23 protein-coding genes are annotated in these 24,982 nt (G+C 59.8%); 14 read left to right on the forward strand and 9 right to left on the reverse strand.

Translation table 11 applies throughout. The annotated features are described in order from the left end of the window. Window positions 1–120: 120 nt before the first annotated feature. From cpaB to pdeM, 14 genes are all read left to right on the forward strand, one after another. Window positions 121–978: a Flp pilus assembly protein CpaB gene (gene cpaB / locus OEZ49_RS11465; RefSeq protein WP_263388431.1), complete on the forward strand. Its 858-nt coding sequence runs from the start codon at window positions 121–123 to the stop codon at window positions 976–978. A gap of 186 nt (window positions 979–1,164) precedes the next feature. After that, window positions 1,165–2,571: a type II and III secretion system protein family protein gene (locus OEZ49_RS11470; RefSeq protein ID WP_263388485.1), complete on the forward strand. Its 1,407-nt coding sequence runs from the start codon at window positions 1,165–1,167 to the stop codon at window positions 2,569–2,571. Window positions 2,572–2,587: 16 nt separating this feature from the next. Continuing rightward, the gene (locus OEZ49_RS11475; protein WP_263388432.1) at window positions 2,588–3,214 is read left to right on the forward strand and encodes an OmpA family protein; all 627 of its coding nucleotides are present in this window, start codon (window positions 2,588–2,590) and stop codon (window positions 3,212–3,214) included. Window positions 3,215–3,409: 195 nt separating this feature from the next. Then, entirely contained in the window at window positions 3,410–4,648 is a 1,239-nt protein-coding gene (locus tag OEZ49_RS11480) for an AAA family ATPase (RefSeq protein WP_263388433.1), read from the forward strand. 24 nt (window positions 4,649–4,672) lie between these two features. Then, on the forward strand, window positions 4,673–6,112 hold the full coding sequence (locus tag OEZ49_RS11485) for a CpaF family protein (RefSeq protein ID WP_263388434.1): 1,440 nt from the start codon (window positions 4,673–4,675) through the stop codon (window positions 6,110–6,112). An 11-nt stretch (window positions 6,113–6,123) separates the two neighbouring features. Then, window positions 6,124–7,092 carry a type II secretion system F family protein gene (locus tag OEZ49_RS11490; RefSeq protein WP_263388435.1) on the forward strand — a complete coding sequence of 323 codons (969 nt, stop codon included), beginning with the start codon at window positions 6,124–6,126 and terminating at the stop codon, window positions 7,090–7,092. A 10-nt stretch (window positions 7,093–7,102) separates the two neighbouring features. Further along, window positions 7,103–8,083, forward strand: a complete 981-nt coding sequence (locus OEZ49_RS11495) for a type II secretion system F family protein (RefSeq protein ID WP_263388436.1) — start codon at window positions 7,103–7,105, stop codon at window positions 8,081–8,083. A 52-nt stretch (window positions 8,084–8,135) separates the two neighbouring features. Beyond that, window positions 8,136–8,678, forward strand: coding sequence for a tetratricopeptide repeat protein (locus OEZ49_RS11500; RefSeq protein ID WP_263388486.1), 543 nt, complete (start codon window positions 8,136–8,138; stop codon window positions 8,676–8,678). 30 nt (window positions 8,679–8,708) lie between these two features. Next, window positions 8,709–9,557: a tetratricopeptide repeat protein gene (locus tag OEZ49_RS11505; protein ID WP_263388437.1), complete on the forward strand. Its 849-nt coding sequence runs from the start codon at window positions 8,709–8,711 to the stop codon at window positions 9,555–9,557. A 4-nt stretch (window positions 9,558–9,561) separates the two neighbouring features. Then, window positions 9,562–10,107 (forward strand): prepilin peptidase, encoded by a 546-nt coding sequence (locus OEZ49_RS11510; RefSeq protein WP_263388438.1) that lies wholly within the window; start codon window positions 9,562–9,564, stop codon window positions 10,105–10,107. Between the two features lie 110 nt (window positions 10,108–10,217). After that, complete coding sequence (locus OEZ49_RS11515; protein ID WP_263388439.1) at window positions 10,218–11,525, forward strand: P-loop NTPase family protein; 1,308 nt, start codon at window positions 10,218–10,220, stop codon at window positions 11,523–11,525. After that, on the forward strand, window positions 11,522–12,331 hold the full coding sequence (locus OEZ49_RS11520) for an NAD(P)-dependent oxidoreductase (protein WP_263388440.1): 810 nt from the start codon (window positions 11,522–11,524) through the stop codon (window positions 12,329–12,331). Before OEZ49_RS11515 ends, OEZ49_RS11520 begins: the two co-directional genes overlap by 4 nt. 84 nt (window positions 12,332–12,415) lie before the next feature. Beyond that, a complete protein-coding gene (locus OEZ49_RS11525) occupies window positions 12,416–14,824 on the forward strand; it encodes a ligase-associated DNA damage response DEXH box helicase (RefSeq protein ID WP_263388441.1) in 2,409 nt (802 codons plus the stop codon). A 41-nt stretch (window positions 14,825–14,865) separates the two neighbouring features. Beyond that, window positions 14,866–15,528 (forward strand): ligase-associated DNA damage response endonuclease PdeM, encoded by a 663-nt coding sequence (pdeM, locus tag OEZ49_RS11530; protein WP_263388442.1) that lies wholly within the window; start codon window positions 14,866–14,868, stop codon window positions 15,526–15,528. Window positions 15,529–15,536: 8 nt separating this feature from the next. Here the strand turns inward: pdeM and OEZ49_RS11535 are convergent, their stop codons facing one another. The 9 genes from OEZ49_RS11535 to pal all read right to left on the reverse strand — a co-directional run bounded on the left by OEZ49_RS11535 (window position 15,537) and on the right by pal (window position 24,924). Beyond that, window positions 15,537–16,280, reverse strand: a complete 744-nt coding sequence (locus tag OEZ49_RS11535; protein ID WP_263388443.1) for a LytTR family DNA-binding domain-containing protein — start codon at window positions 16,278–16,280, stop codon at window positions 15,537–15,539. 258 nt (window positions 16,281–16,538) lie between these two features. Further along, entirely contained in the window at window positions 16,539–17,429 is an 891-nt protein-coding gene (gene folD / locus OEZ49_RS11540) for a bifunctional methylenetetrahydrofolate dehydrogenase/methenyltetrahydrofolate cyclohydrolase FolD (RefSeq protein WP_263388444.1), read from the reverse strand. A gap of 43 nt (window positions 17,430–17,472) precedes the next feature. After that, on the reverse strand, window positions 17,473–17,778 hold the full coding sequence (locus tag OEZ49_RS11545; protein ID WP_263388445.1) for a chorismate mutase: 306 nt from the start codon (window positions 17,776–17,778) through the stop codon (window positions 17,473–17,475). Window positions 17,779–17,834: 56 nt separating this feature from the next. Next, window positions 17,835–19,511: a formate--tetrahydrofolate ligase gene (locus OEZ49_RS11550; protein ID WP_263388446.1), complete on the reverse strand. Its 1,677-nt coding sequence runs from the start codon at window positions 19,509–19,511 to the stop codon at window positions 17,835–17,837. A gap of 165 nt (window positions 19,512–19,676) precedes the next feature. Continuing rightward, window positions 19,677–20,252, reverse strand: a complete 576-nt coding sequence (locus OEZ49_RS11555) for an MOSC domain-containing protein (protein ID WP_263388447.1) — start codon at window positions 20,250–20,252, stop codon at window positions 19,677–19,679. A 103-nt stretch (window positions 20,253–20,355) separates the two neighbouring features. Then, complete coding sequence (ftsH, locus tag OEZ49_RS11560) at window positions 20,356–22,269, reverse strand: ATP-dependent zinc metalloprotease FtsH (RefSeq protein ID WP_263388448.1); 1,914 nt, start codon at window positions 22,267–22,269, stop codon at window positions 20,356–20,358. A gap of 78 nt (window positions 22,270–22,347) precedes the next feature. Further along, entirely contained in the window at window positions 22,348–23,601 is a 1,254-nt protein-coding gene (gene tilS, locus OEZ49_RS11565; RefSeq protein ID WP_317853168.1) for a tRNA lysidine(34) synthetase TilS, read from the reverse strand. Next, window positions 23,598–24,413, reverse strand: a complete 816-nt coding sequence (ybgF, locus tag OEZ49_RS11570; RefSeq protein WP_263388450.1) for a tol-pal system protein YbgF — start codon at window positions 24,411–24,413, stop codon at window positions 23,598–23,600. The genes tilS and ybgF overlap by 4 nt, the downstream gene beginning before the upstream one ends. A gap of 4 nt (window positions 24,414–24,417) precedes the next feature. Next, window positions 24,418–24,924, reverse strand: coding sequence for a peptidoglycan-associated lipoprotein Pal (gene pal / locus OEZ49_RS11575; RefSeq protein ID WP_263388451.1), 507 nt, complete (start codon window positions 24,922–24,924; stop codon window positions 24,418–24,420). Between the last annotated feature and the right edge of the window lie 58 nt (window positions 24,925–24,982).

Consider the following 24,982-nt stretch of genomic DNA (forward strand, 5'->3'; position numbering starts at 1 on the left):
ACAACCAACAAGTTGGGACCCTCATTCTGACACAATTGCCGTCCAGAAATATCAAGTTGAAACCCGCAAATTCCGGCGATCGTTCTGACGTTCGGGCGGGTGCGGAAAAGAGGTGATAGGATGCGAGCAGTTTTTGGACTGGTTCTGATCGTGGGCGTCGCACTCGCCGGAGGCGCGGTGATGATGGCCCGGAACTATATTTCGGCGTATCAAAGCGAGCTCGCACGCGAACGCCAGGCGCGTGCTCAGATCGTTCCTACACAGGAAGTGATTGTTGCTGCACGCCCCCTGCGCTATGGCGAACGCCTCACGAAGGAAGATGTTCGGGTGGTGAAATGGCCTGTCAATTCCATTCCCGAAGGTACTTTCACCGAAGCGGCAAAGCTTTTTTCGGACCGGGAGGAAGAATACCGGTTCGTACTGCGGGCGATCGAAAAAGATGAGGCGATCATGGCCGTCAAGGTGACCAAGCCCGGCGAGGATGCAGGTTTGACCTCGCAACTCGAACGCGGCATGCGCGCCTTCGCGATCAAAGTAGACGTTGCTTCGGGTGTGTCGGGGTTCTTGCGTCCGGGTGACCGCGTGGATGTCTATTGGACCGGTGGATTGAACGGCACTCTTGAGGGCATTCAGGGCGAAATCACCCGCCTGATTCAGAGCAGCATACAAATCGTGGCCGTCGATCAATCCGCTGGCGGAGATGTGACCGGCGCGACCATTGCGCGGACCGTGACGGTTGCCGCGCGTCCCGAACAGGTCGCCGCACTGGCACAAGCGCAAACAACCGGTCGTCTGTCGCTGGCCCTCGTTGGCGTCGACGATGACACCGTGGTCTCGGCCGTAGAGGTCAACCAGCGGAGCCTTTTGGGCTTAGGCGAGCTGAAATCTGCTCCGGAGGCGGCAGAAGAGAAGGTTTGTACAATTCGAACCCGTCGCGGCGCAGATGTCGTGGACATTCCGATCCCCTGCACAAATTGAAACCGGGTCCGACAACGAAAAACGACCGTGCACAGGCGCGGTCGTTTTTGTCTTGTTGCTCAATCCACACATAAAGAAAAGACTCAAAAGCATTGATTCTTGCAAAAAAACGGCAAGTCGCGCACACTGAGCCAAAGAGCGGGCAAAAAGACCCGGACGTGAGGCGTGATCGGAAAGGCAGGTCACATGAAAATTGACGGTTTGATCAAGGCGGCCCTTACTGGGCTTGCGCTGGTATGGGTCCCCGTTTCAGGGACAGTCTTGGCGCAGGATCTGCGCGTGGTAAAAAAGGGCATGGCCGAAACGCTTGCTGTCCCGATGAACCGTGCCATTGTTGTCGAAAGCGAAGTACCCTTTGCGGAACTATCCATCGCAAATGCCGGTATTGCTGATATCTCATCACTTTCTGATCGCACAATCTATGTTCTGGGCAAGTCGCCCGGCTTGACGACACTCACCCTGTTTGATGCCGGTGGCCGCCTGATCACCAATGTCAACGTTCAGGTTTCGGCCGACGTGACAGAATTCAAGGAACGTTTGAAGCAAATCCTGCCAAATGAGCGGATTGAGGTGCGCACCGCCAATGACGGCATTGTGTTGTCAGGCACAGTTTCCAGTTCAGCGCGCCTGCAACGCGCTCTGGATCTTGCTGAGCGATATGCGCCAGAACGGGTATCGAACCTTATGAGCGTGGCGGGGGTTCAGCAAGTCATGCTCAAAGTGCGCTTTGCCGAAATGCAACGCGCAGTTTCCAAATCTCTGAGCGCTTCACTGGGCTTTAGTGGCGGCAATACAATCGGCGGCATCAATACGCTGAACAACCAACCTGCGCTGACCAATGCAATCGGTGGCAACATCCCTGCCTTGAACGCCAATACCGGAGCTATACTCTTTGGTTTCAGTGCTGGCGCAACTCAGGTTCGCTTGCTTCTTGAAGCGCTGGAGCGGAAAGGTGTCGTGCGGACCCTGGCCGAGCCCAATTTGTCTGCTCTTTCTGGGCAAGAGGCAAAATTCCTCGCTGGCGGCGAGTACCCCATCCCTGTTGCCCAACGCGACGGACTTTTCTCTGTCGAGTACAAGCCTTTCGGTGTGGAAATGTCGTTTATTCCTAGAGTGGTAGATGGAGATCTGATAAATTTGGAGCTTCTGGCGGCAGTATCGTCCCTGGATCCAAACAACTCGGTCACCGTGAACGGCTTTGACATCGCTGCGTTCCAGCGCCGCGAAACTTCGACCACTGTTGAACTGCGCGATGGTGAGAGTTTTGCAATCGCCGGCCTGATCGAAGACGAGTTCCTGGACAACAATTCTCAGCTTCCCTGGATCGGCGATGTCCCTGTTTTGGGCGCGCTTTTCCGCAGCGCCAACTATCAGCGTTCTCAAACCGAACTAGTGATCATCATCACTGCTCATCTGGTTTCGCCGACACGGGGCGAAGCGCTGGCACTGCCCACTGATCGTGTCAAACCACCAAGCGAAACGGACCTCTTCTTGCGCGGCAAGACGTCCCGAACGGAGCGCGCGCGCAGCGGCGCCGCATCCGAGGTGGCCCGGCAGGATTTCAGCGGCTCCTACGGCTACGTATTGGAGTGATCAAAGGATGAAACCGATGCGGAAATGGTTTGTATGTCTGGGATTGGCTGGGGCTGTTTCCGCCTGCGGCCTTGAAGCGGGATACCAGGTGGATTCTGGTACGTTCGGCAATGCCACGTTAAACAACGTACAGATGATGAACGGCGAGCGCAGTTATGCGCAGACACTGGCCGACCGGTTCGCCCGCGAAGTGCCCACTCAGATCAACTTTGCCTTTGACAGTGCGCAGTTGGATGCAGCAGCACAACAGACCCTTACCCTACAAGCCGACTGGATCCGCCAGTTTCCCGAGGTCCGATTCCGTGTTTATGGGCACACGGACGCGGTGGGCTCTGCCGGATACAACAAGAGCCTCGGCATGCGCCGCGCACAGGCGGTCGTGTCATACTTTGCCAGCCAGGGGATCAGCCGATCCCGCCTGGAAGCCGTTGTTTCCTATGGCGAAACACAACCCCTGGTTCAAACCAGCGACCGCGAGCGTCGGAACCGGCGCACGGTGACGCAAGTTTCTGGCTTCGTGGACAAGCACCAGAACATTCTCGACGGGAAATACGCCCAGGTTATTTACCGCGAATACATCAAGAGCGCTGAACCGAAGACATCGATCAAGATCGAAACAAGCTCTAGCGCGTTCGAACAATAAGGTTGAATCGGGCGACATCGTCGCCCCATTCCCTACAATTGGTTCTTTTCGGCCCAAATCTCGCCCAACTTACCCGCGACATTGCTTCCAATAGGTGACGTGCGACCAGAATCCCCGGTCGCATGCGGGAAATGACGGGCCAGATTGCCGAACAACATCTGCGTCTGCCTCCCGCCCCGTAAAGAGGATAAGGCAATGAGCAGCGCAATGCCGCAACCGGAAACAACACCGATCCTGGCCTGTACGGTCAGCAGAGACGTGCAGAACTTCGACCTTTTGATCGAGGATATGGAAGCCGCGATGGGCGAAAACTGGGGCGACCTCGGGTTTGCCGAGGCGTTGGCTTTTTTCGGCCAGCCCGATGCGGAAGCACTGGAATTCATCGCACTCGCAATTGATTCCAGTGACGAAGACAATCTGGTCCTCATGGGTGAGATCATAACCCAAGCAAAATCCCGCGGGATCAAGGTGATCTTGATCGCCGAAGACGTCACTCCGGCCTCTTTGCACCAACTGCTCCGCAAAGGCGCAGACGAGTTTGTACCCTACCCGCTTCCCGAAAGGGAACTGCAGTCAGCCATCGACCGGTTGAGTGAACCGGAACCGCAACCCGAGCAAACGCACCACAGCACGGCCCACCTGAACAAGGGTGCATCCCGCGAAGGGGCTTTGATCGTAGTTCATGGCCTGGCGGGCGGCACCGGTGCAACAACCATGGCCGTAAACATGGCATGGGAACTCGCCAACATCGGTGGTGAGGAAGCACCGCGTGTATGTCTGATGGATTTCGACATGCAATACGGCTCGGTTTCGACCTATCTGGATCTGCCCCGCCGGGATGCGGTTTTCGAGATGTTGTCTGAGACCGCCAACATGGACGAAGAGGTGTTCGGTCAGGCACTTTTGAGTTTCGAAAACAAGCTTCAAGTTCTGACGGCTCCGTCGGACATGGTACCACTAGACATCATCACACCCGAGGACATCTCGCGCGTCATCGAAATGGCGCGGGCGCATTTTGACTATGTTGTTGTGGACATGCCCAAGACACTGGTTCAGTGGTCGGAAACAGTGCTTCAAGCCGCACATGTGTATTTTGCTATGATCGAACTGGACATGCGGTCGGCCCAGAATGCGCTTCGGATGAAGCGCGCGCTTCAGTCCGAAGACCTGCCGTTCAACAAGCTTCGCTTTGCGCTGAACAAGGCACCCAAGTTCACCGACCTGAGCGGCAAGAGCCGGGTTAAGCGGATGGGCGAATCCCTGGGGATTTCCATCGACCTGCAACTGCCAGACGGTGGCAAGCAGGTCACCCAAGGTGCGGATCATGGGCTGCCTCTGGCGTCCTCGGCGCCGAAGAATCCGTTGCGCCGGGAAATTGCCAAACTCGCTCAGTCACTGCACGAACTTGGCCGTAACGACGCAAAAGCAGCCTAAACACCATAGACGAGGGGGTCGAACGTGTTTTCAAGATACAGGAAAGCCGACAAGGCAGAGCCAGTCGCTGCATTAGCTGCGCCGAAACAAGATTTGCAGGCAGCGAAATCCGACGTCAAACAGTCCGCCAGCCTTCGCAAACCCGCGCAGAAGTCGGCAGCCGAAGCGCTCCCCATGGATCGAGAGCGCAAGCGCAAGGAGCGGATGAGCGAGATCAAGATCGAGCTACACCGCGATCTGCTTGAAAACCTAAACCTTGCGGCGCTGGAGCACGCGTCTGAGGCGGAACTTCGGTCCGAGATTACCTCGATCACCAGCGAGATGCTTGAAACAAAGGGCATCGTGTTGAATCGCGAGGACCGCGCGCAACTCAACAAAGAGCTGTATGACGAGGTAACCGGGCTGGGCCCCTTGGAAACCCTGCTACAGGATGAAACGGTAAACGATATCCTAGTGAACGGACCGCGCCAGATCTTTGTCGAGCGGGCGGGCAAGCTGCAACTGACTGACATCACGTTCAAAGATGAACGGCATCTGCTGCGTATCATCGACAAGATCGTGTCCGCTGTGGGTCGTCGGGTCGATGAATCAAACCCCTATGTCGACGCCCGCCTTGCCGATGGCTCACGTTTCAACGCGATGGTGCCGCCGATTGCGGTCGACGGTTCGCTGGTGTCGATCCGAAAGTTCAAAAAGGACAAGCTGGGCATAGACGATTTGGTCAAGTTCGGTGCCTTTACCGAAGAGATGGCGGCCTATCTTCAAGCCGCCGTCGCCACCCGGCTGAACGTCATCGTGTCGGGCGGTACTGGTTCGGGCAAGACCACCACGCTGAACGCGCTGTCCAGTTTCATCGACAATTCCGAACGTATCCTGACAATCGAGGATACCGCGGAACTCCAGCTGCAACAGACCCATGTAGGCCGGATGGAAAGCCGCCCGCCAAACGTCGAAGGCAAGGGCGAGGTTTCTCCGCGGGACTGTCTGAAGAACGCGCTGCGGATGCGCCCCGACCGCATCATCGTTGGCGAAACGCGCGGCGAGGAAGTCATCGACATGTTGCAGGCCATGAACACTGGCCATGACGGTTCGATGACGACGATCCACGCCAACTCTGCCCGCGATGGTGTCAGCCGTCTGGAAAACATGATCGCTATGGCCGGGATTGAAATGCCGATCAAGGCCGTGCGCAGCCAGATTTCAAGCGCCGTCAACCTGATTGTCCAGGCTAGTCGCCTTCAAGACGGTAGCCGCCGTATGACCTCGATCACCGAGATCACCGGGATGGAGGGCGACGTCATCTCAATGCAGGAAATCTTCCGTTATCAGCGGGTGGGACTGACTCCTGATAACAAGATCATCGGCCATTTCACCGCCACCGGTGTGCGCAGCCATTTCTCGGAGCGGTTTCGCATGTGGGGCTACGACCTGCCGGCTTCGATCTACGAACCGACCACCATGTAAGGAACCAGTCTATGGAACTGAGCGCCGAACCAATTATCTACGGCCTGATCTTTGTCGGGGTCCTTGTACTGGTCGAAGGCCTGTACCTGGTGGCCTTTGGCAAATCTATCAGCCTGAACAGCCGGGTGAACCGCCGGCTAGAAATGCTCGACAAGGGCGCCGGTCGCGAACAGGTGCTGGAGCAACTCCGCAAGGAGATGCAACAACACATGAAATCGCAGTCCATCCCGCTGTATTCCCTGTTGGCGGAAAAGGCACAGAAGGCAGCGATCGCCTTCACCCCGCGGCAATTGATCATGATTATGGTTCTTTTAGCCTGTATCGCCTTTGTCGGGCTCAGCGTCGGCACCCAGACCGAGGTCAAGATCCGCGCCGCCATCTCGGTCGCGATCGGGATCGGGGCGGTCTACATCTGGGTCAATCACAAGGCCAATAAACGCCTTAGCATGATCGAAGAACAGCTGCCCGACGCAGTGGAACTGATGGTGCGCTCCTTGCGTGTCGGCCACCCGTTCGTCTCGGCTATCCAGATCGTTGCCAAGGAATCGGAAGACCCAATTGCAACCGAATTCGGCATCATCGCGGACGAATCCGCCTATGGTCGCGAGATCGGCGAGGCACTCAAGGAGATGGCCGAACGCCTGGACATGCAGGATCTCCGCTTCCTCTCGGTCGCGGTCACCATCCAACAGCAGTCGGGCGGAAACCTAGCGGAGGTTCTGGCGGGTCTGGCCAAGGTGATCCGCGCCCGTTTTCGCCTGTTCCGCAGGGTCAAGGCCATCACGGCCGAAGCGAAATGGTCTGGCAAGTTCCTGTCCGCCTTTCCTCTGGTCGCACTCATGGTAATCCTGATCAACGACCCCGGCTATTATGACGGCGTGCAGGATCACGAACTGTTCATCCCTGCCTGTTTTGTCGTGGGCATCCTGCTAACCGCGAACCTGTTTGTCATGCGCATGCTGACCAACATCAAGGTGTGAGGAGATCGACATGGAATTGCTGAATACAGTGAACGATTTCATCACCGCCAATCTGGGTGAATTTGGACCCCTCATCGTGGTGGGCGGACTTGGTCTATTTATGATCCTGCTTACGATCCCGCTGATGCTCAACCAGCCCGAAGATCCGCTGAAGAAGCTAAAGCGGGATCAAAATCCGAAAACGCCGCAGAAATCGAAAAAGGAGCAGCTGCGCCAAGCCGGCCGCAACGAGCAGCTTCAACGTTTCGCAACCTTTCTTGAGCCGCAGGACGCCGACCAGTTGTCGGCTATGCAACTGAAACTGCGGCAGGCAGGCTACCAATCCAAGGATGCGGTCCGCTTCTTCCATTTCGCCCAAATGGCGCTTGGACTGGTCGGGTTGCTTCTGGGTGTCATTTACGTGACTATCATCAACGGCGAGCAGAACTATGACGGTCAAGCGATGCTGATCCGCGTTCTCGGACCCGGCGCCGTTGGATATTTTCTGCCCAAGTACTGGATTACCCGCCGGGTCGATACCCGTAAGGAGAACATTACACGCGCCTTCCCGGACGCGCTGGACATGATGCTGGTCTGTGTCGAAGCCGGCCAGTCCCTTGACCAGTCGATCGTTCGTGTTGCGCGCGAGTTGCGTGCGTCCTACCCCGACCTGGCCGACGAATTCGAAATCGTCGCCTATGAGATGAAAGCAGGCAAGGAAAAGGACAAGGTGCTGCGCGACATGGGGACCCGATGCGGCGTGATCGACGTGTCCTCTTTCGTCACCGTGATGATCCAGTCATCCCAATTCGGTACCTCTATCGCCGAGGCATTGCGCGTCTATGCCGGAGAAATGCGGGACAAGCGCGTCATGCGCGCCGAAGAGGCCGCAAACAAGTTGCCAACGAAAATGACACTCGCCACAATGATGCTGACCGTGCCGCCCTTGCTGATCATCCTTGTCGGCCCGTCGGCAAAAGGTATCATGGATCTGGGTAACATGAGCAAATGACAAGATGAAACAACAGGGTGGGCAACCAGCCACACCGAAATTGTTCAAAACTATGGCCATCGTCGCGGCAGTGACGGTGGCCAGTTGCACGAAGGATGATGCAACGGCACTGCCCGACACCCCCTTTCCACCAGGTGTCGACCATCGAAAGGAGGCGGTCAGCGGCGTAGAAGTAGGGCAGCGACTGATGGCGGCGGGTGAATATGAACTTGCCTTGGACAGCTTCACACGCGCCGCGCTGGACGAAGGAATGACACCCGAGATCTTGACCGGGATCGGCACGGCAAATCTGGGCCTGGGACGCTTTGGGCAAGCAGAACCGATGTTGCGCCGCGCTGTTGACGATGCGCCAGACTGGCCGGAAGCTTGGAACAACCTTGGCGTGCTCCTGATGGAAAAAGGCGAACTGGCCGAAGCAAAGCAGGTTTTTCAAAAAGCCTATGCGCTCGACAATGGCGAAAGTGACTCAATCCGGGACAATTTGCGGATAGCGCTCGCAAAATCGGAAAATGTTGTTAATAATGAGCAACTACAAGAAGAATATAAATTGGTGCAGCGGGGACAAGGAGACTTTGTGATCCGCAAGACACCTTAACGAGGGCAAGAGCAGCAAAAGGACGCAAAAATGCGCCACCTTATCCTGATTCCGGTTATGCTGGCAGGCAGTCTGACAGTTTCAGCATGTTCAGAAAATGCTGAAGAAACAGTCGACCGAGCATTCCAGGACGTCAACGTCGTGGATGAAACCAATTTGAACGATGTGATGCTGACGGTCGCGGACCCTAACGAGGCCGTCGACTACTTTCAGCGCGCTTTGGAGGGCAACGCTGACCGCATCGACCTGCAACGCGGATTGGCCAAGTCCCTGACGCGAGCTCATCGCAATACAGAAGCCGTGGCCGTCTGGGGCAAGGTCGTTAAGATGGACGGCACCATTCCAGACGACTCGATCGACTATGCCGACGCCCTGATCCGCAACAACGAGTGGGAGCGCGCCGAGCAAATTTTGGATTCCGTGCCGCCCACGCACGAAACTTTCAACCGCTACCGGCTGGAAGCGATGGTCGCGGATTCTAATCGCGAGTGGAAAAACGCCGACACCTTCTACGAGACAGCTGTCGGCCTGACGACGCGGCCTGCCGGTGTCATGAACAACTGGGGATACTCCAAGCTGACGCGCGGCGACTTCGCCGAGGCCGAGCGCCTTTTCGGTGAAGCCCTTCGCCAGGATAGTAGCCTTTTTACCGCAAAGAACAATCTGGTTCTGGCCCGGAGCGCCCAGCGCAACTATACGCTGCCGGTGGTACCGATGACCCAAACCGAGCGGGCGCAATTGTTGCACACGATGGCACTTTCCGCGGTCAAACAGGGTGACATCACAACAGGAAAATCCTTGCTTCGCGAGGCGATAGACACCCATCCCCAGCATTTCGAGGATGCGGTGCGTTCCTTGCGTGCGCTTGAAATCGGCTGATCCGATGGTCATCCCCGCCCAGGCGGCGGTTTGGTTTGTACCTTTTGTACTGCCGATCTGCCTCTATGTTGCCTATACAGACCTGCGAGAGATGAAGATCCGCAACCATGCCGTTGTCACATTGGCTGCGGTTTTCGTCTTTGTTGGCCTGATTGCCTATGCACCGTTCACCAGCGAGTGGGTCTCGGGTCGCATAGGCCCGATCCCGCTGGCATTGCCGACCTATGTCTGGCAACTTTTGCACCTGCCTGTGGTGTTGCTGATTGGCATATTGCTGAATGCCGCCGGGGCGCTGGGGGCCGGCGACGCAAAGTTTGCCGCGGCCGCAGCGCCTTTTGTATGGACAGGCGACCTGACGCTCGCGACAGGCTTGCTTACTGCTGGTTTGCTTGGAGCCTTCGTCACCCACCGCATTGCCAAACATTCACCATTGCGGCGGATCGCGCCCAACTGGAAAAGCTGGGATACAGGCAAAAAATTCCCGATGGGCTTGGCTTTGGGCGGAAGCCTAGCGGCCTATCTCGTGCTTGGTGTAATCCACGGAACCTAAGTGCATAACCTGCCCTTTGCCCGCCCTTGTGCTGCCACATTGATCAGACAATCTGATTGTCGAAGTGATCGCTTCACTGACCAGCCATGGAAATTCTTCAGGTCTCGACTATGAACATGCAGCCTACCGCCGTTCTGGCGCCTCCCGCTCCGAAACGGATGTCAGAAATGCAACTCCCCATCGTCATGATGCGGGACATTCTGCTCAAGACGATCTTTCGTAAGACCGTCGAAAACGTATCAGAAATCTCCGAGGCCATCTGCCTACCGGTTACAGTGACACAAGAACTCGTCGATATGGCCCGATCACAAAAGCTGCTCGAGGCAACGGGCACGCTCAATGCCAACAATGGCAACGAGATGGGCTATCAATTGACTGATGCCGGTAAAGCTCGGGCGCTCGACGCCCTCAGCCAATCGGAGTACTTCGGCGCCATGCCGGTACCGCTTGAACTCTACCGAGAACAGGTCAAACGCCAATCTATTCGCAACATCCAGGTCACCCGCGACCAACTGGTCAAGGCCATGGGGCACCTGGTGCTGCCCGACAGCCTGCTAGGTCATCTCGGCCCCGCAGTCAGCGCGGGTCGCTCGATTCTGATGTATGGGCCGCCGGGGAACGGTAAATCCTCGATCTCCAATGGCATCCGCGACGCATTGGGTGACAATGTCTATGTGCCCCGCGCCATCGAATACTCCGGGCAGGTCATTACCGTTTATGACCCGATCGTGCACACTGCCATCGAACAAGAACCCGACGACCCGACCCAACTGCGCCGCCGGGCCCGGTTCGACAGCCGGTATGTGATGTGCGAGCGCCCCACCGTGATTACCGGGGGCGAGTTGTCGCTGTCGATGCTCGATCTTGTCTACAATCCCACCGCACGCACCTATCAGGCGCCCTTGCAGTTGAAATCCACCGGCGGCATCTTCATCATCGACGACCTTGGCCGCCAGGCCGAGCCGCCACAGGCGATCATCAACCGCTGGATCGTGCCGCTGGAAGAGGGCAAGGACATTCTGGGCCTGCAATCGGGCGAGAAATTCGAGGTGCCGTTCGATACGCTGGTGATCTTCTCGACCAACTTTCACCCCAACGAGATCTTTGACCAGGCAGCGCTGCGCCGGATCTTCTTCAAGATCAAGATCGACGGCCCGAACCAGGAAAACTTCCTGAAAATCTTCGCCATGGTCGCCCGCAAGAAGGGCGTGCCGCTGGATGAAAAGGCGCTGGTGCATCTGCTCAAGGCCAAATACCCGACCATCGACAACATCTATGCCAACTATCAGCCGGTCTTCCTGATCGACCAGATGATCGCCATCTGCGAGTTCGAGGGCATCCCCTATCAGATGAGCCCCGACCTGATCGACCGCGCCTGGGCCAACATGTTCGTCAAGGACGAGAAGATCGTGAAATGATCGGGGTCGCGGGCTGTGGCCGCATGGGGGCGCCGATGCTGGCCGCCCTGCGACGCGCCGGGTTGCAGGCGCAAGGCTTCGATATCCGCCCACCCAGCGATTTTACCGGCACCAGCCACCAGATTACCGATAACATTGCGGCATTTTCGCAAGGCCTGAGGACACTTATCACCGTTGTTCGGGACATTCCGCAAACTGAACAGGTATTGTTCACGGATCAGAGACTGATTGATGCAAAACACTTGGATTGCGTCATCCTCTGCTCCACCCTGTCGCCCCGCTATGTGCGTGACCTTCGGGCGCGCGTGCCGGACCATATCGCTCTGATCGACGCGCCGATGTCCGGCGCGCAAGTCGCGGCTCAGGATGCGCGGCTGTCCTTCATGCTGGGCGGCAACCCTGCGGATCTGGATGCCGTCCAACCACTCTTCAACGCGATGGGCAGCCATTTTCACCGCATGGGGCCCTTTGGATCGGGTATGCAAGCCAAGGTGCTTAACAACCTGCTCGCCGCCGCCAATACGGCCATGACGCGGCTGGTGCTGGACTGGGCCGACGCCGCGGGCCTTGACGAGGCCGCGCTGCTTGCCCTCATCCACACCAGCTCTGGCCAGAACTGGTTCGCCAGCAATTTCGACCAGATCGAATTCGCCCGCGACGGGCTAAGCGAGGACAACACGATCGGCATCCTGGTCAAGGATGTCGAAAGCGCGCTCGACGCCGCGCCGACGGGTGCCGACACCACCCTGCCCCGCGCGGTACAAGAGCTGATCCGCAAATTGCAGCCACGCCCTTCCTCTTGCTGAAAATATCCCCGGGGAGTCACCCTGCACGGGCGGCGGGGGCAGCGCCCCCTTCCCTTGCCCGAGGCAGGTGATAGTGTCACCGCCATGCCGCAACTCCCAGCGACCATCACCAACTGGTTCACTGCCAAGGGCTGGTCTGTCCACCCCCATCAGCAGGCGATGTTTGATCGCGCGGACCGTCCCGCGACCCTCTTGATCGCCCCCACCGGTGGCGGCAAGACCATGGCCGGGTTTCTGCCCACGCTGGCCGAGCTGGCAAAGGGACAGCATCAGGGCCTGCACACGCTCTATGTCTCTCCGCTCAAGGCGCTGGCCGCCGATATCAAGCGCAACCTGCGCACCCCGGTAGACGAGATCGGCCTGGCCGTCCGGATAGAGGATCGCACCGGCGACACCTCGGCCACGCAAAAGAAACGCCAGCGCGCCGACCCGCCCCATATCCTGCTGACCACGCCTGAAAGCCTGGCGCTCCTCACCTCATACGAGGACGCGCCGCGCATGTTCGCCGGGCTGCGCCGCGTGGTGGTCGACGAGATCCACGCCCTGGCCGAAAGCAAGCGGGGCGACCAGCTGATGCTGGCGCTGGCGCGGTTGCAAACGCTCTGCCCCGATCTGCGCCGGATGGGCCTGTCGGCCACGGTCGAGGACCCGCAGGCCATTGCCCGCTTTCTCGCCCGTCACCCCGACCCTTGCGAAATCCTGCTGGCCGATCCCGGCCCCGACCCCGATATCGCCATGCTGGAGACCGAGGAAATGCCGCCCTGGTCCGGCGGCGGTGCGGCCTATTCGATCCCTGCTGTGCTAGACCAGATCCGGCGGCACAAGACGACGCTCATCTTTCACAACACCCGCGCCCAGGCCGAGATCTTCTTTCACAACCTCTGGCTGGCCAACGACGACGGGCTGCCCATCGGTATCCACCACGGCAGTCTCGACCGGACCCAGCGCGAGCGGGTCGAGGCGGCGATGGTGCGGGGCGAGTTGCGCGCCATCGTCTGCACCGGCAGTCTCGACCTAGGGATCGACTGGGGCGATGTGGATCTGGTGATCCAGATCGGCGCACCGAAGAACGTCAAACGGCTGGTACAGCGGATCGGACGAGCCAATCACCGCTACAATGCCCCGTCCAAGGCGCTGCTAGTGCCCGCCAACCGGTTCGAGGTGGTGGAATGCATAGCCGCGCTCGAAGCGGTACGCGCCCATACGCTTGATGGCGAACCGCGCGGCCCCGGTCCGCATGACGTGCTGTGCCAGCATATCCTGATCGCCGCCTGTTCCGGAACCTTCGACGCCGATGCACTCTTTGCCGAGATGACCTCGGCCGGGCCTTATGCCGACCTTGCCCGATCCGAATTCGACGCCTGTCTCGATTTCTGTGCCACCGGCGGCTATGCCCTGCGCGCCTATGACCGCTGGCAGCGCCTGCAACAGCGCCCCGACGGTCAATGGCAGTTGCGCGACCCGCGCAGCGCCCAGCGGATCCGCCAGAACATCGGCACCATCCAGGACACCGACACGCTTAAGGTACGGCTCCGGCGCAATCGTGGCGGCAAGCCGCTGGGTGAGATTGAGGAGGGTTTTGCTGCCTCGCTCACCCCTGGCGATACCTTTCTGATCGGCGGCCAGATCGTGCGGTACGAGGGCCTGCGCGATATGGTGGTCGAGGTCAGCCGCCGCGCCGACAAGAAGCCCAAGATCGCCACCTTCATGGGCACCAAATTCGCCACCTCGACCCAGCTCAGCGCCCGTATCCTTGACCTGTTCGCGCGGGCGGACTGGCCCCAGCTTCCGCGCCACACCGCTGACTGGCTGGCCCTGCAACGCCGGGTCTCGCGCCTGCCCGAACGCGGGCGACTGCTGGTCGAAAGCTTCCCCCAGGATGGGCGCGAACATCTGTGCGTCTACGGGTTTGCCGGGCGCAACGCGATGCAGACGCTGGGCCTGTTGCTGACCAAACGGATGGAGGAGACGGGCCTGAACCCGCTGGGCTTTGTCGCCACCGATTACGCGGTCTTGATCTGGGGGCTCGAGGCTACGACCGACCCGGCGCCGCTCTTCGAAATCGACAGCCTGCGCGCCGGGCTGGACCAGTGGCTGGCCGGTAACGCGGTGATGAAACGCACCTTTCGCGCCTCAGCCACCATCGCCGGGCTGATCGAGCGCAATCTGGGTGGTCAGCGCAAGACCGGGCGGCAGGCGACCTTCAGCTCGGATATCCTCTATGACACCTTGCAGAAATACGACCCCGGCCACCTGATGATGCAGATCACCCGGGCCGAGGCGATGCGTGGTCTGGTCGATTTTGGCCGGATCGAGGAAATGATCGCTCGCGTTGGCGACAGGATCGACCTGGTGCGGCTGGACCGGGTAACACCACTCGCCGCGCCGCTGTTTCTCGAGGTCGGCAAGGTGCCGGTGCAGGGCGCCGCCGAAGAGCGTCTCTTGGCCGAGGAAAGCGCCCGTCTGCTGGTCGACGCCGGTCTCTCGGTCTGAAAGGACTTGCGCAATCCGGCGTCCCGCGCAAAGAACACATCATGAACGGATACGATTTCACCTTTGCCGGGGAACGGCTCACCGCGCTGGGCACTGGCGCGCTGTGGTGGGGCGCACGGCGGCTCTTGTGTGTCTCAGACCTGCATCTGGGGAAATCCGAGCGCATCGCCCGGCGCGGCGGCACCCCGCTGCCGCCCTATGAGGTGGCCGATACGCTGGACAGGTTTGCCGCCGATCTGGAGCGCACCGCGCCCGAGACGGTGATCTGCTTGGGCGACAGTTTCGACGATACCGAGGCCGCCCGCGCCCTGCCCGAACCCGCCCGCCTGCGCATCGCCACTCTCCAAGCCGGGCTGCGCTGGATCTGGATCGAGGGCAACCACGATCCCAGCCCGGTGGCCATGGGAGGGTCGCATCTGGCCGAACTGACACTTGGACCGCTGCTGTTTCGTCATATCGCCCAGCCGGGGGCACAGGGCGAGATCTCGGGTCATTACCACCCCAAGGCGGCGCTGCGCCTGCGCGGTCGCAGCCTGTCGCGCCCGGCGTTTCTTGTCGACACCGCGCGAATCGTGCTGCCCGCCTATGGCACCTATACCGGCGGGTTGCGCAGCGATGCGCCGGTTCTGGCCCAACTGATGCGGCCCGAGGCGCTGGCGATTGTCACCGGCGCCACCCCGCATGCCGTGCCAATGCCGCGCTGAGCCACGGATCAGATGATACCTGCCTCCTCCAGTCCGGGGCGGTACTTGCGGCTGACCGGGACCAGATCACCATTGGTCAAACGAAGATGGATCTTTCCACCGCTGCGCTCGACACTCTCAATTGCTGCATCCGTCACCCAATGGGACCTGTGGGTACAATGGCCGGTGATCGGGACCATCTCGTCTATCGCATCGCCGAACCGCGATCGGATCGTGTGGACCCCCTGATCAGTCACCACATCGACACTGTGATCGCGGACCGTAAGGCGCAGGATTTGCTCCGAGAACCCATCGGGCAGGCGCTTGTAGATGCGGGGTTGCGACACTTCCAATTCCGGCTCTGCCGGTCCTGGCAGGCCCCGCCGCAGGATGATCAGGCCCGAGGCAAAGATGGTACCGTAGCGCGCCATGCTCCACATGTCCGGGGCAGCGTCCGCGGTGGGCATCGCGAGCAGGCGAATCAACACCCACAGCGCAGGCGTGAACAAAAGCGTTACCAGGATGACGATCAGCAGATCCTTGCGCAAAAGCGCCGCCCCCGGTGCGTATCGCTCGACCACGGTATGGCTCAATCGGGCGATACCGCCTGCGACCCCCAGAACCAGCAACCAGAACAGGAACCGCTGCCAAAAGGGCATGCCATGCCCGCCAAACGGATCAGAAATACTGGCCAGAAGGGACAAGAACACGAATGCCGGTCCGATCAGACCCCGTTTGTCGGCACTCAGAAATGATCTCAGTGTGGCAATCATGAATAACTTATGTGAACTAGTCTGACGCGGAAAACCGTCATACCGCAAATCAATCCCTGCCACAAATAGCACGCCCCCTACAATTGCATAGATTGCAGCTATTTGGCGTCAGGCGGCGCAAGAAAGTCACACCCCTGAGTTGATCGTGTTTTGTCTTGTTTCAAATGCTTAACCCGCGCCGCACGCAGGACAACGGAAATTGGCGTCAAGGCCGGCGTGACAATACAGACTGCCGACCCTGATCCGCGGTTGCAACACTCAGGCGGTCAGGCCCTTTGGTTCAGGCAGGTTGTTAGCACGGGTGCATGCGGTCAATGTATTGGCCAGCAGGCAGGCGATGGTCATTGGGCCGACCCCACCAGGAACGGGCGTGATGGCACCGGCAACCTCGGCGCAGCTGTTGTAGTCGACATCGCCCACCAGCTTGGTTTTTCCATCCCGCTCGATCCGGTTGATGCCGACGTCGATTACTGTGGCGCCGGGTTTGATCCAGTCGCCGGGCACCATTTCAGGCCGACCAACAGCGGCCACCACGATATCGGCGCGACGTACAACTTCCGCCAGGTTCTTGGTGCGCGAATGCGCAATGGTCACGGTGCAGCTGTCGCCCAGCAAGAGCTGTGCCATCGGCTTGCCTACGATGTTCGAGCGCCCGATCACCACGGCATCCATACCGCTGAGGCTGCCGTGATGGTCGCGCAGCATCATCAGACAGCCGAGCGGCGTGCAGGGCACCATGCTCTTTTGTCCGGTTCCCAGAAGTCCCACGTTCGAGATGTGGAACCCATCAACGTCCTTGGCCGGGTCAATGGCGTTGATTACTAGGTCTTCGTTAAGGTGTTTCGGCAAGGGCAGTTGCACCAGAATGCCGTGAACCTCCGGATCATTGTTCAGGCGGTCGATCAACGCCAGCAGATCCTCTTCCGAGGTCGAGGCATCGAGCTTGTGCTCGTAAGAGTTCATGCCGACTTCGACCGTCTGCTTGCCCTTGGAGCGCACATAGACCTGGCTGGCCGGATCCTCTCCCACCAGGACGACCGCAAGGCCGGGGGTAATCCCATGCGCCTCTTTCAGCGTGGCGACCTGTTCAGCCACTTGCGCCCGCAGCTTGGCTGCAAAGGCCTTTCCGTCGATGACTTGCGCTACCATGCTTGTCCCTCTCCTAAATCACGAACCGTGGCCGTACCAGCCCTTATGCAGCCCCAAGCACGCGTTCTTCGCGGGCGATGGACCAATCGATCAAAATGCGCCACAGCTGTTCGGCCAGATCCGGATCCAGCCCCTTGAACAGCGCTTCTTTGCGCACGTTCTGCACCACCGCTTCGACCCGGTCCGGGATACGAGCCGGAAGGCCCTCTGCCGGCTTCAGTTCTGCGGCGCGGTCGATATAGGTCGCGCGCCGCGCCAGCATCTCGACCAATTGGCGGTCGAACCTGTCGATCTCTGTTCTGAGGTCCCGCATCGAATGACATTGTTCCGGCGGTGTCAGAGGTGGCATCAGAATCTCCTGTGGCCCGGGGTGATCCCGGGCCACGAGTTGACGTATTTGACGGCTTAGAACAAGCCCTCGATCTGCCCTGCGTCATTCAGACGGATGGTTTCGGCGGCAGGCTTCCGGGGCAGACCCGGCATGGTCATGATCTCGCCGCAGACCACCACGATAAATCCGGCACCGGCGCTCAGCCGAACCTCGCGCACCGGAACCGAGTGGCCGGTGGGGGCACCACGGCGGTTCGGATCGGTGGTGAAGCTGTACTGGGTCTTGGCCATGCAGACCGGCAGGTTGCCGTATCCGGCCTCTTCCCATTCCTTCAACTGACCGCGGATCTTCGAGTCGGCCAGAACCTCATCGGCACGATAAATGCGCTTGGCGATGGTTTCGATCTTTTCGAACAGCGGCATTTCATCGGGATAGATCGGCGCGAAATGCGCGACACCCGAGTCGGCCAAGGCCACTACCTTGCGCGCCAGCTCTTCAGATCCTTCCGAGCCCAGTTCCCAATGGCGCGACAACACTGCCTCGACGCCATGCGCGGTGCAGTAATCCTTGACCGCCTGGATTTCAGCCTCGGTGTCGGTGACAAAATGGTTGATCGCCACGACCACCGGCACGCCAAAGGACTTCACGTTCTCGATGTGGCGACCCAGGTTGGCACAGCCCTTCTTGACCGCTTCGGTGTTCTCGGCGCCCAGATCGGCTTTGGCGACGCCGCCGTTCATCTTCATCGCGCGCACGGTGGCGACGATCACCACGGCCGACGGGGCGATGCCCGCCTTGCGGCACTTGATGTTCATGAACTTCTCGGCACCCAGGTCAGCGCCAAAGCCTGCTTCGGTGACCACGTAATCGGCAACCTTGAGCGCGGTCTTGGTGGCGATGACCGAGTTGCAGCCATGCGCGATGTTGGCAAAGGGGCCACCATGCACAAAGGCCGGGTTGTTCTCCAGCGTCTGCACCAGGTTCGGCTGCATCGCGTCTTTCAAGAGAACGGTCATCGCGCCTTCGGCCTTGATGTCGCGGCAATAGACCGGGGTCTTGTCGCGGCGATAGGCGACGATGATGTCACCCAGGCGCTTTTCAAGGTCTTTCAGGTCATTGGCCAGACACAGGATCGCCATCACTTCCGAGGCCACGGTGATGTCAAAGCCTGCTTCGCGCGGGAAACCGTTCGACACGCCGCCCAGCGAGCAGGTGATCTGACGCAGCGCGCGGTCGTTCATGTCGACAACACGGCGCCACGCCACACGGCGGGTGTCGATATCCTGCTCGTTGCCCCAATAGATGTGGTTGTCGATCATCGCCGACAGCAGCGAATGGGCGCTGGTGATTGCGTGGAAGTCGCCGGTGAAGTGCAGGTTCATCTCTTCCATCGGAACGATCTGCGCATAGCCGCCACCGGCTGCCCCGCCCTTCATGCCGAAGTTCGGCCCGAGAGAGGCTTCGCGAATACAGATCATCGCCTTTTTCCCGATACGGTTCAGACCATCGCCCAGACCCACGGTGGTGGTGGTCTTGCCCTCGCCTGCCGGGGTCGGGTTGATCGCGGTCACCAGGATCAATTTACCGTTCTCGCGGTCCTGTACCGAGTTGATGAAGTTCTGGCTGACCTTCGCCTTGTCATGGCCATAGGGCAGCAGATCCTCGCTGGCGATACCCAGCTTTGCACCGATCTCCAGGATCGGTTTCTTGTTTGCCTCGCGGGCGATTTCGATGTCGGATTTATAGGCCATGGGTGCAATCCCTGCTTGGTGTTCCGGTGTACCGACGCGCACGCGCCGGTCTTGGGCACAGGAGTAACGTCGCAAATCGCTCGGCATGATGTGGATTCCGACATTTTCGCGACGTGAAACGTCGCGACCCGATTTCGCCGGGCGCAGATCGGAAACTCGGGGCCGTCAGGGGCGCCAAGCGCGCTGATCGGGGACGAACAGGGTCAGTTGATCCCCAATGGCCAGTTTACCTGGCCTTTCGACCCAAGCCGTGATCCCTCGCCGCCCCTCTGCGGCCGGTTTGAAGGCGGCGCCATGTCCGGGGTCTTCGACCTCGATCTCGCGTCCGGGCAGAACGCATGGTCGGTTTTCCATGTCGATGGTCAGGGTAGTACCGGTCGCGGACTGAAGCCTCGACGACGGTGGCACATGGGTAAAATCAGGTATGCCGCGCAGAACCACATTGTCGCCCAGCAGCGCGGGATCAAGTAGAGGCAACCCCATCTCGGCCGAGATCACCTCCAGCTCTTCTGCCGCCAGCACAGCGAGTTGCCTGACGTTCCGTATCTCGGTGCCTCGTGGGTAGAGGTTTCGCACCCGGGTGCAGGACCCGCGATTGGTTCCCGCATGACGACCTCCGTCGATGCCATCAAATCCGAGAGCAAGCTCCTCGACTGCCATGGCTCGGAGGCTTGAGCCCGCCGGAACATGGCCCAGCCATTCGATCCGCCCCGAAAACCCACTGTCTTTCAATACCGGCATCCGGCCCTGTCTCCCTGCGCGTTTGTCCGCCGGTTCTGACAGAAGTTGCCCCCGTTCGAAAAGAAAAGCCCGGCATGTGCCGGGCTTTTCCTGTCGCCTGATATCAGGCCGTTGGTTCGGGTTCCATCCCCCCGCGCGGCGCGTGTTTCGGCTTGGTCTTGGGGATCGCAGTCACGCTGGCGGCGTTGCCCTTGTCCGTGTTGCCGTCATCGTCGTCCCCGGCAGTGGGCGGCTCACCCCGCATGACGCGTTTGATTTCGTCCCCGGTCAGCGTTTCGTATTCCAGAAGACCCTGGGCCAGGCGTTCCCATTCATCATGACGCTCGGTCAGGATCGCGTGCGCCTGATCATAGCCCTGCTGGATGAAGCGCTTGACCTCTTCCTCGATCAGTTCCTTGGTATGGGCCGAGACCGAGAAGCCAGCGGTATTGCCCGAATATCCCTCATGCGCTTCGGCATAGTCGATATTGCCGACCTTGTCGGACATGCCCCAGCGCATCACCATGGCGCGCGCCAGTTGGCTGGCCTGTTGGATATCGCCCGCCGGGCCGTTGGACACGTGATCTTCGCCGTATTTGAGGATCTCTGCGGCCTTGCCCGCCATAGTCATCGCCAGTTTTTGCTGGCATTCGTCGCGATGCCAGTTCAGCCGGTCCATCTCAGGCAGGCTGACCACCATGCCCAGCGCGCCGCCGCGCGGGATGATCGTGGCCTTGTAGACCGGGTCGCACATCGGCAGGGCAAGGCCCACCACCGCGTGACCGGCCTCGTGATAGGCGGTCTTTTCCTTCTGGTCCTGAGTCAGCACCATCGAGCGGCGCTCGGCCCCCATTATGACCTTATCCTTGGCGTTCTCGAAATCCTCCATGGTCACGAAACGCCGACCCACACGGGCAGCCATTAGCGCCGCCTCGTTCACAAGGTTGGCCAGATCGGCCCCCGAAAAGCCCGGCGTGCCACGCGCGATAATGCGCAGATCGACATCAGGGCCCAGAGGGGTCTTGCGCGCATGTACGCCAAGGATCTTTTCGCGGCCCTTGATATCGGGATTACCGACGGTGACCTGGCGGTCAAACCGGCCCGGACGCAACAGCGCGGGGTCCAGCACGTCCTTACGGTTGGTGGCAGCCAGGATAATGACACCCTCATTGGCCTCGAACCCGTCCATCTCGACCAAGAGCTGGTTCAGGGTCTGCTCGCGCTCGTCATTGCCACCGCCGTAACCGGCGCCACGATGGCGGCCAACGGCGTCGATTTCGTCAATGAAGACGATGCAGGGCGCGTTCTTCTTGGCTTGTTCGAACATGTCGCGCACGCGGGAGGCACCGACACCCACAAACATCTCGACGAAGTCTGAACCGGAGATGGTGAAGAAGGGCACACCCGCCTCCCCCGCAATCGCGCGCGCCAGCAGCGTCTTGCCGGTACCCGGAGGGCCCACCAGCAGCGCGCCCTTGGGGATCTTGCCACCGAGACGCGAGAATTTCTGCGGGTTGCGCAGGAACTCGACGATCTCTTCCAACTCTTCCTTGGCCTCGTCGATACCTGCGACATCGTCAAAGGTCACGCGGCCATGCTTCTCAGTCAAGAGCTTGGCGCGTGACTTGCCAAAGCCCATGGCACCGCCGCGCCCACCGCCCTGCATCCGGTTCATGAAATAGACCCAGACGCCGATCAGCAACAGGAAGGGCAGCAGCGTGATCAGAAAGGACTGAAACCCCGACTGCTGCTGTTTCTCGGCGCGGACTGGAATGTCCTTGTTGATTAGTAGGGTCGTTACCTCGGCATCGCCCGGTTTGATGGTGACATAGTCGCGACCATCAGCAGTACGATACCTGATCTGCTCGCCATCCAGCGTCACCTTGGTCACATTGCCCGCATCCACGGCACTGACGAATTCGGAATAGGTCTTCTCCTGGCTCTGAAGTGTTCCGCCCGACCCGCTGAACAGGTTGAACAAGGCGAGGATCAACAGAAACAGGACGACCCAGAAGGCGATGTTGCGTGCGTTGCCCAAGGACATTCTCCCAATACTTTCCAGCCGCACGGAGGTACGGCCAGCTTGACCCTTAAAATAGAGATGATCGGGCGAGGTTCAATGCGATAAAAGGGAAGCATAGAAGTCTTCTTCCCCACTCTTCAACCGAGCCGCCCATCCCCTTGATTCTCCGGCCAATGGCGCGGCGATCAGGCTTTCGCCCTGCCAGATTGCCGGTGTTGACTGCAATGCCGCATGTGGACGACCGGTTTCGCGCCAGTTCGGACATTGGGACAACCCTTGTGGCCCCAGTGGTCTGATCTCTGCCTCCGGCAGTACCGCCCCGGACAACACCCAACGGCCATCCCAAAGCTCGCCCAACTGAACCTGCAAGTCTTCGACCGCCTTGTATTCGCGGCAAATCCGCGCTCGTCTGCCCTGATTCAGGATCAGGCAGCCTCCCAATTGAGCAGAGCGCTCGTGACGGATCGCCGCCATGGCCTCGGCCACCGCCGCCCGCCGGGGCGGGTACCGATCGCCGCTGATCCAGCCGACCACGTGCAGCAGCAACCGGCGGGCAATTTCTTCCGGCAGAGTGCGGAACCCGCGCAAATCCAGCAGCACATCGCCTGCATCGATCAGGGCCAGATCCTTCGCGGCAAGGAAAGTGTACCAATCCAGCGCCTCGCGTGCCCGCGCCATGTTTCCGGCGACTTCGGTCAGGACTCTGGCATCCAGACCAAGCGGGCGCAGCGAATCGAGGACCTTGCGAACCCGGATGCGCTCGTACCGGGTGTCCATGTTCGAAGGGTCTTCACACCAGTTCAGTTTCTCCGCGTTTAGAAAGTTCCGAAGCGTCTCGCGGGTGACGCTCAGAAGTGGCCGGACCAGCACCACGCCATCCTGCATCCGCCGGCTCGGCATGGCCGAAAGTCCGGAAACCCCCGCAGCGCGACAAAGCCGCATCAACAGGGTTTCGGCCTGGTCATCTGCAGTGTGGGCCAGCGCAAGGGTCACGATCTGGTTGCGTTGCGCCCATTGGGTCAGCAATTCATAACGCGCTCTGCGCGCGTGATCTTGCAGGTTGCCGTTTCCGTCCCATCCCCGCCAGGTCAGCGTCTCATGGACGATTCCCAAATCTGTCGCCAGCCGCTTCACCCATTGCGCCTCGTCGGCGGCTTCTGGGCGTAGGCCATGGTCAACCGTTGCGGCGAACAGCTCCACATCTTCATCTGCAAAGCATCGTCTGGCCAGATGCAACAGGGCCACCGAATCCCCACCGCCGGATACGGCAATGCCCAGCCGTTTTGGCGGCTGGGCAGGAAACTGTGCCCTGAGGACCGAAAGAAGCTCTGCCCCGGTATTCGTCAAGAGCAACCCAGAGAAGACATTTCGCGTCCCGCATCTGCGACTGCTGCCGCATTTGGGAACCGCACTGACACCTCTCCAAGCGTCACACAGGCCTGGCTGGTCTGGCCGAGCTTGCCCAGCGAGGAGCCCAACTTAAGAAGCGCCTCGGCAGCAACGGGACCCGTGCTGTCACCAGTGAAACTGGCGAGGTATGCCCGCGCTGCTTCTCTGGTGTCACCCAGGGCTTCAAGTGCCTTGCCGCGCGTCAAACTCGCCTCTGCCGCCAGCGGGCTACCGGGATAGGACTGGTCGAACTTGTTCAAAAGGTCGGACGCCGTGCGATAATCCCCCGCTTCGAAAGCCTGTCTCGCCGCCTCGAACTCGGCTTGTTCACCTACGGCAAGCTCGGTCTGAGTTTGTGGCGAAGACGGCGTTGGCGCCGAAACCGAGGGTGCGGTCCCACCCAAAGTCGATGTTTCGGACAATTTTCCGATATCGCAATTGGTTTCGAGTTCGCACAACCGGAACTCTAGATCACCGACCCTGTTGGTGCCATCGGATACGATGCGGTCGATTCGTGCATTAAGTTGCTCGGTCAGGCCGGTCAGGCGCTGCAATTCAGTCTCGATCGCATCAACGCGTTCCAGGACAGTGTTGCCAGACAGGTTGGGCGTTGGCGCCCCGGTCGTCGAGAATTCACGTTTCAGCCGCTGAATTTCGACATGCAGAACCGTCAGCTCCTGGCGGATATCCGCCAGTGTCTGCTGTTCCTGTGCCGGTGCCTGTCCCGTCAGAACAAGCGAGAGCCCGAATGCCAACGCCGCCAGTCTCATTGGGTCACCCTGTCAATCCGGCAGTCAGAACCGTCACCGCGCGGCGGTTCTTGGCATAACAACCCTCGTCGCTGCAAATCTCGATTGGACGTTCCTTTCCATAGCTGACGGTTTTCAGGCGTGCCCCGGAAACCCCGCGCGAAACCAGGAATTCGCGTGCGGCATTTGCCCGGCGCGCACCCAGCGCCAGGTTGTACTCGCGCGTGCCCTGCTCGTCGGCATGGCCTTCGATTGTGGCGGTGTAATCCGTGTTGGTCAGCAGCCATTGCGCCTGTGCCGACAGGATCGATTGCGCCTCGTCGCTCAGTGTGGATTGGTCCACCGCAAACAAGACCCGGTCGCCGATGGCCTGCTGGAAATAGGCCGGCGAAGTCGGGTCACTGGCCAGGCCGGTTCCACCGACACCATTGTTCAGATTGACCGCATCGTCGCCGCCAAGGCTGTCGGGGTTGGTGCAGGCCGCCAGAGCCACCAGGGCGGCCGCGGCTGCAAGCTTGCTCAATAAGTTCATTCCAAGTGCCTCATGTGTCCTTGTTGTTAAGGCTTTCATACCACACCCCCTGCCCCAT

It is taken from the genome of Ruegeria marisflavi (genome assembly GCF_025673445.1).
GTDB classification, from domain to species: Bacteria; Pseudomonadota; Alphaproteobacteria; order Rhodobacterales; family Rhodobacteraceae; genus Ruegeria_B; species Ruegeria_B marisflavi.

Coding starts and splice junctions, on each gene's coding strand:
- cpaB (WP_263388431.1), top strand. CDS start 121: ATGCGAGCAGTTTTTGGACTGGTTCTGATCGTGGGCGTCGCACTCGCC.
- OEZ49_RS11470 (WP_263388485.1), top strand. CDS start 1,165: ATGAAAATTGACGGTTTGATCAAGGCGGCCCTTACTGGGCTTGCGCTG.
- OEZ49_RS11475 (WP_263388432.1), top strand. CDS start 2,588: ATGCGGAAATGGTTTGTATGTCTGGGATTGGCTGGGGCTGTTTCCGCC.
- OEZ49_RS11480 (WP_263388433.1), top strand. CDS start 3,410: ATGAGCAGCGCAATGCCGCAACCGGAAACAACACCGATCCTGGCCTGT.
- OEZ49_RS11490 (WP_263388435.1), top strand. CDS start 6,124: ATGGAACTGAGCGCCGAACCAATTATCTACGGCCTGATCTTTGTCGGG.
- OEZ49_RS11495 (WP_263388436.1), top strand. CDS start 7,103: ATGGAATTGCTGAATACAGTGAACGATTTCATCACCGCCAATCTGGGT.
- OEZ49_RS11500 (WP_263388486.1), top strand. CDS start 8,136: ATGGCCATCGTCGCGGCAGTGACGGTGGCCAGTTGCACGAAGGATGAT.
- OEZ49_RS11505 (WP_263388437.1), top strand. CDS start 8,709: ATGCGCCACCTTATCCTGATTCCGGTTATGCTGGCAGGCAGTCTGACA.
- OEZ49_RS11510 (WP_263388438.1), top strand. CDS start 9,562: ATGGTCATCCCCGCCCAGGCGGCGGTTTGGTTTGTACCTTTTGTACTG.
- OEZ49_RS11515 (WP_263388439.1), top strand. CDS start 10,218: ATGAACATGCAGCCTACCGCCGTTCTGGCGCCTCCCGCTCCGAAACGG.
- OEZ49_RS11520 (WP_263388440.1), top strand. CDS start 11,522: ATGATCGGGGTCGCGGGCTGTGGCCGCATGGGGGCGCCGATGCTGGCC.
- OEZ49_RS11525 (WP_263388441.1), top strand. CDS start 12,416: ATGCCGCAACTCCCAGCGACCATCACCAACTGGTTCACTGCCAAGGGC.
- pdeM (WP_263388442.1), top strand. CDS start 14,866: ATGAACGGATACGATTTCACCTTTGCCGGGGAACGGCTCACCGCGCTG.
- OEZ49_RS11535 (WP_263388443.1), bottom strand. CDS start 16,280: ATGATTGCCACACTGAGATCATTTCTGAGTGCCGACAAACGGGGTCTG.
- folD (WP_263388444.1), bottom strand. CDS start 17,429: ATGGTAGCGCAAGTCATCGACGGAAAGGCCTTTGCAGCCAAGCTGCGG.
- OEZ49_RS11545 (WP_263388445.1), bottom strand. CDS start 17,778: ATGCCACCTCTGACACCGCCGGAACAATGTCATTCGATGCGGGACCTC.
- OEZ49_RS11550 (WP_263388446.1), bottom strand. CDS start 19,511: ATGGCCTATAAATCCGACATCGAAATCGCCCGCGAGGCAAACAAGAAA.
- OEZ49_RS11555 (WP_263388447.1), bottom strand. CDS start 20,252: ATGCCGGTATTGAAAGACAGTGGGTTTTCGGGGCGGATCGAATGGCTG.
- ybgF (WP_263388450.1), bottom strand. CDS start 24,413: ATGAGACTGGCGGCGTTGGCATTCGGGCTCTCGCTTGTTCTGACGGGA.
- pal (WP_263388451.1), bottom strand. CDS start 24,924: ATGAACTTATTGAGCAAGCTTGCAGCCGCGGCCGCCCTGGTGGCTCTG.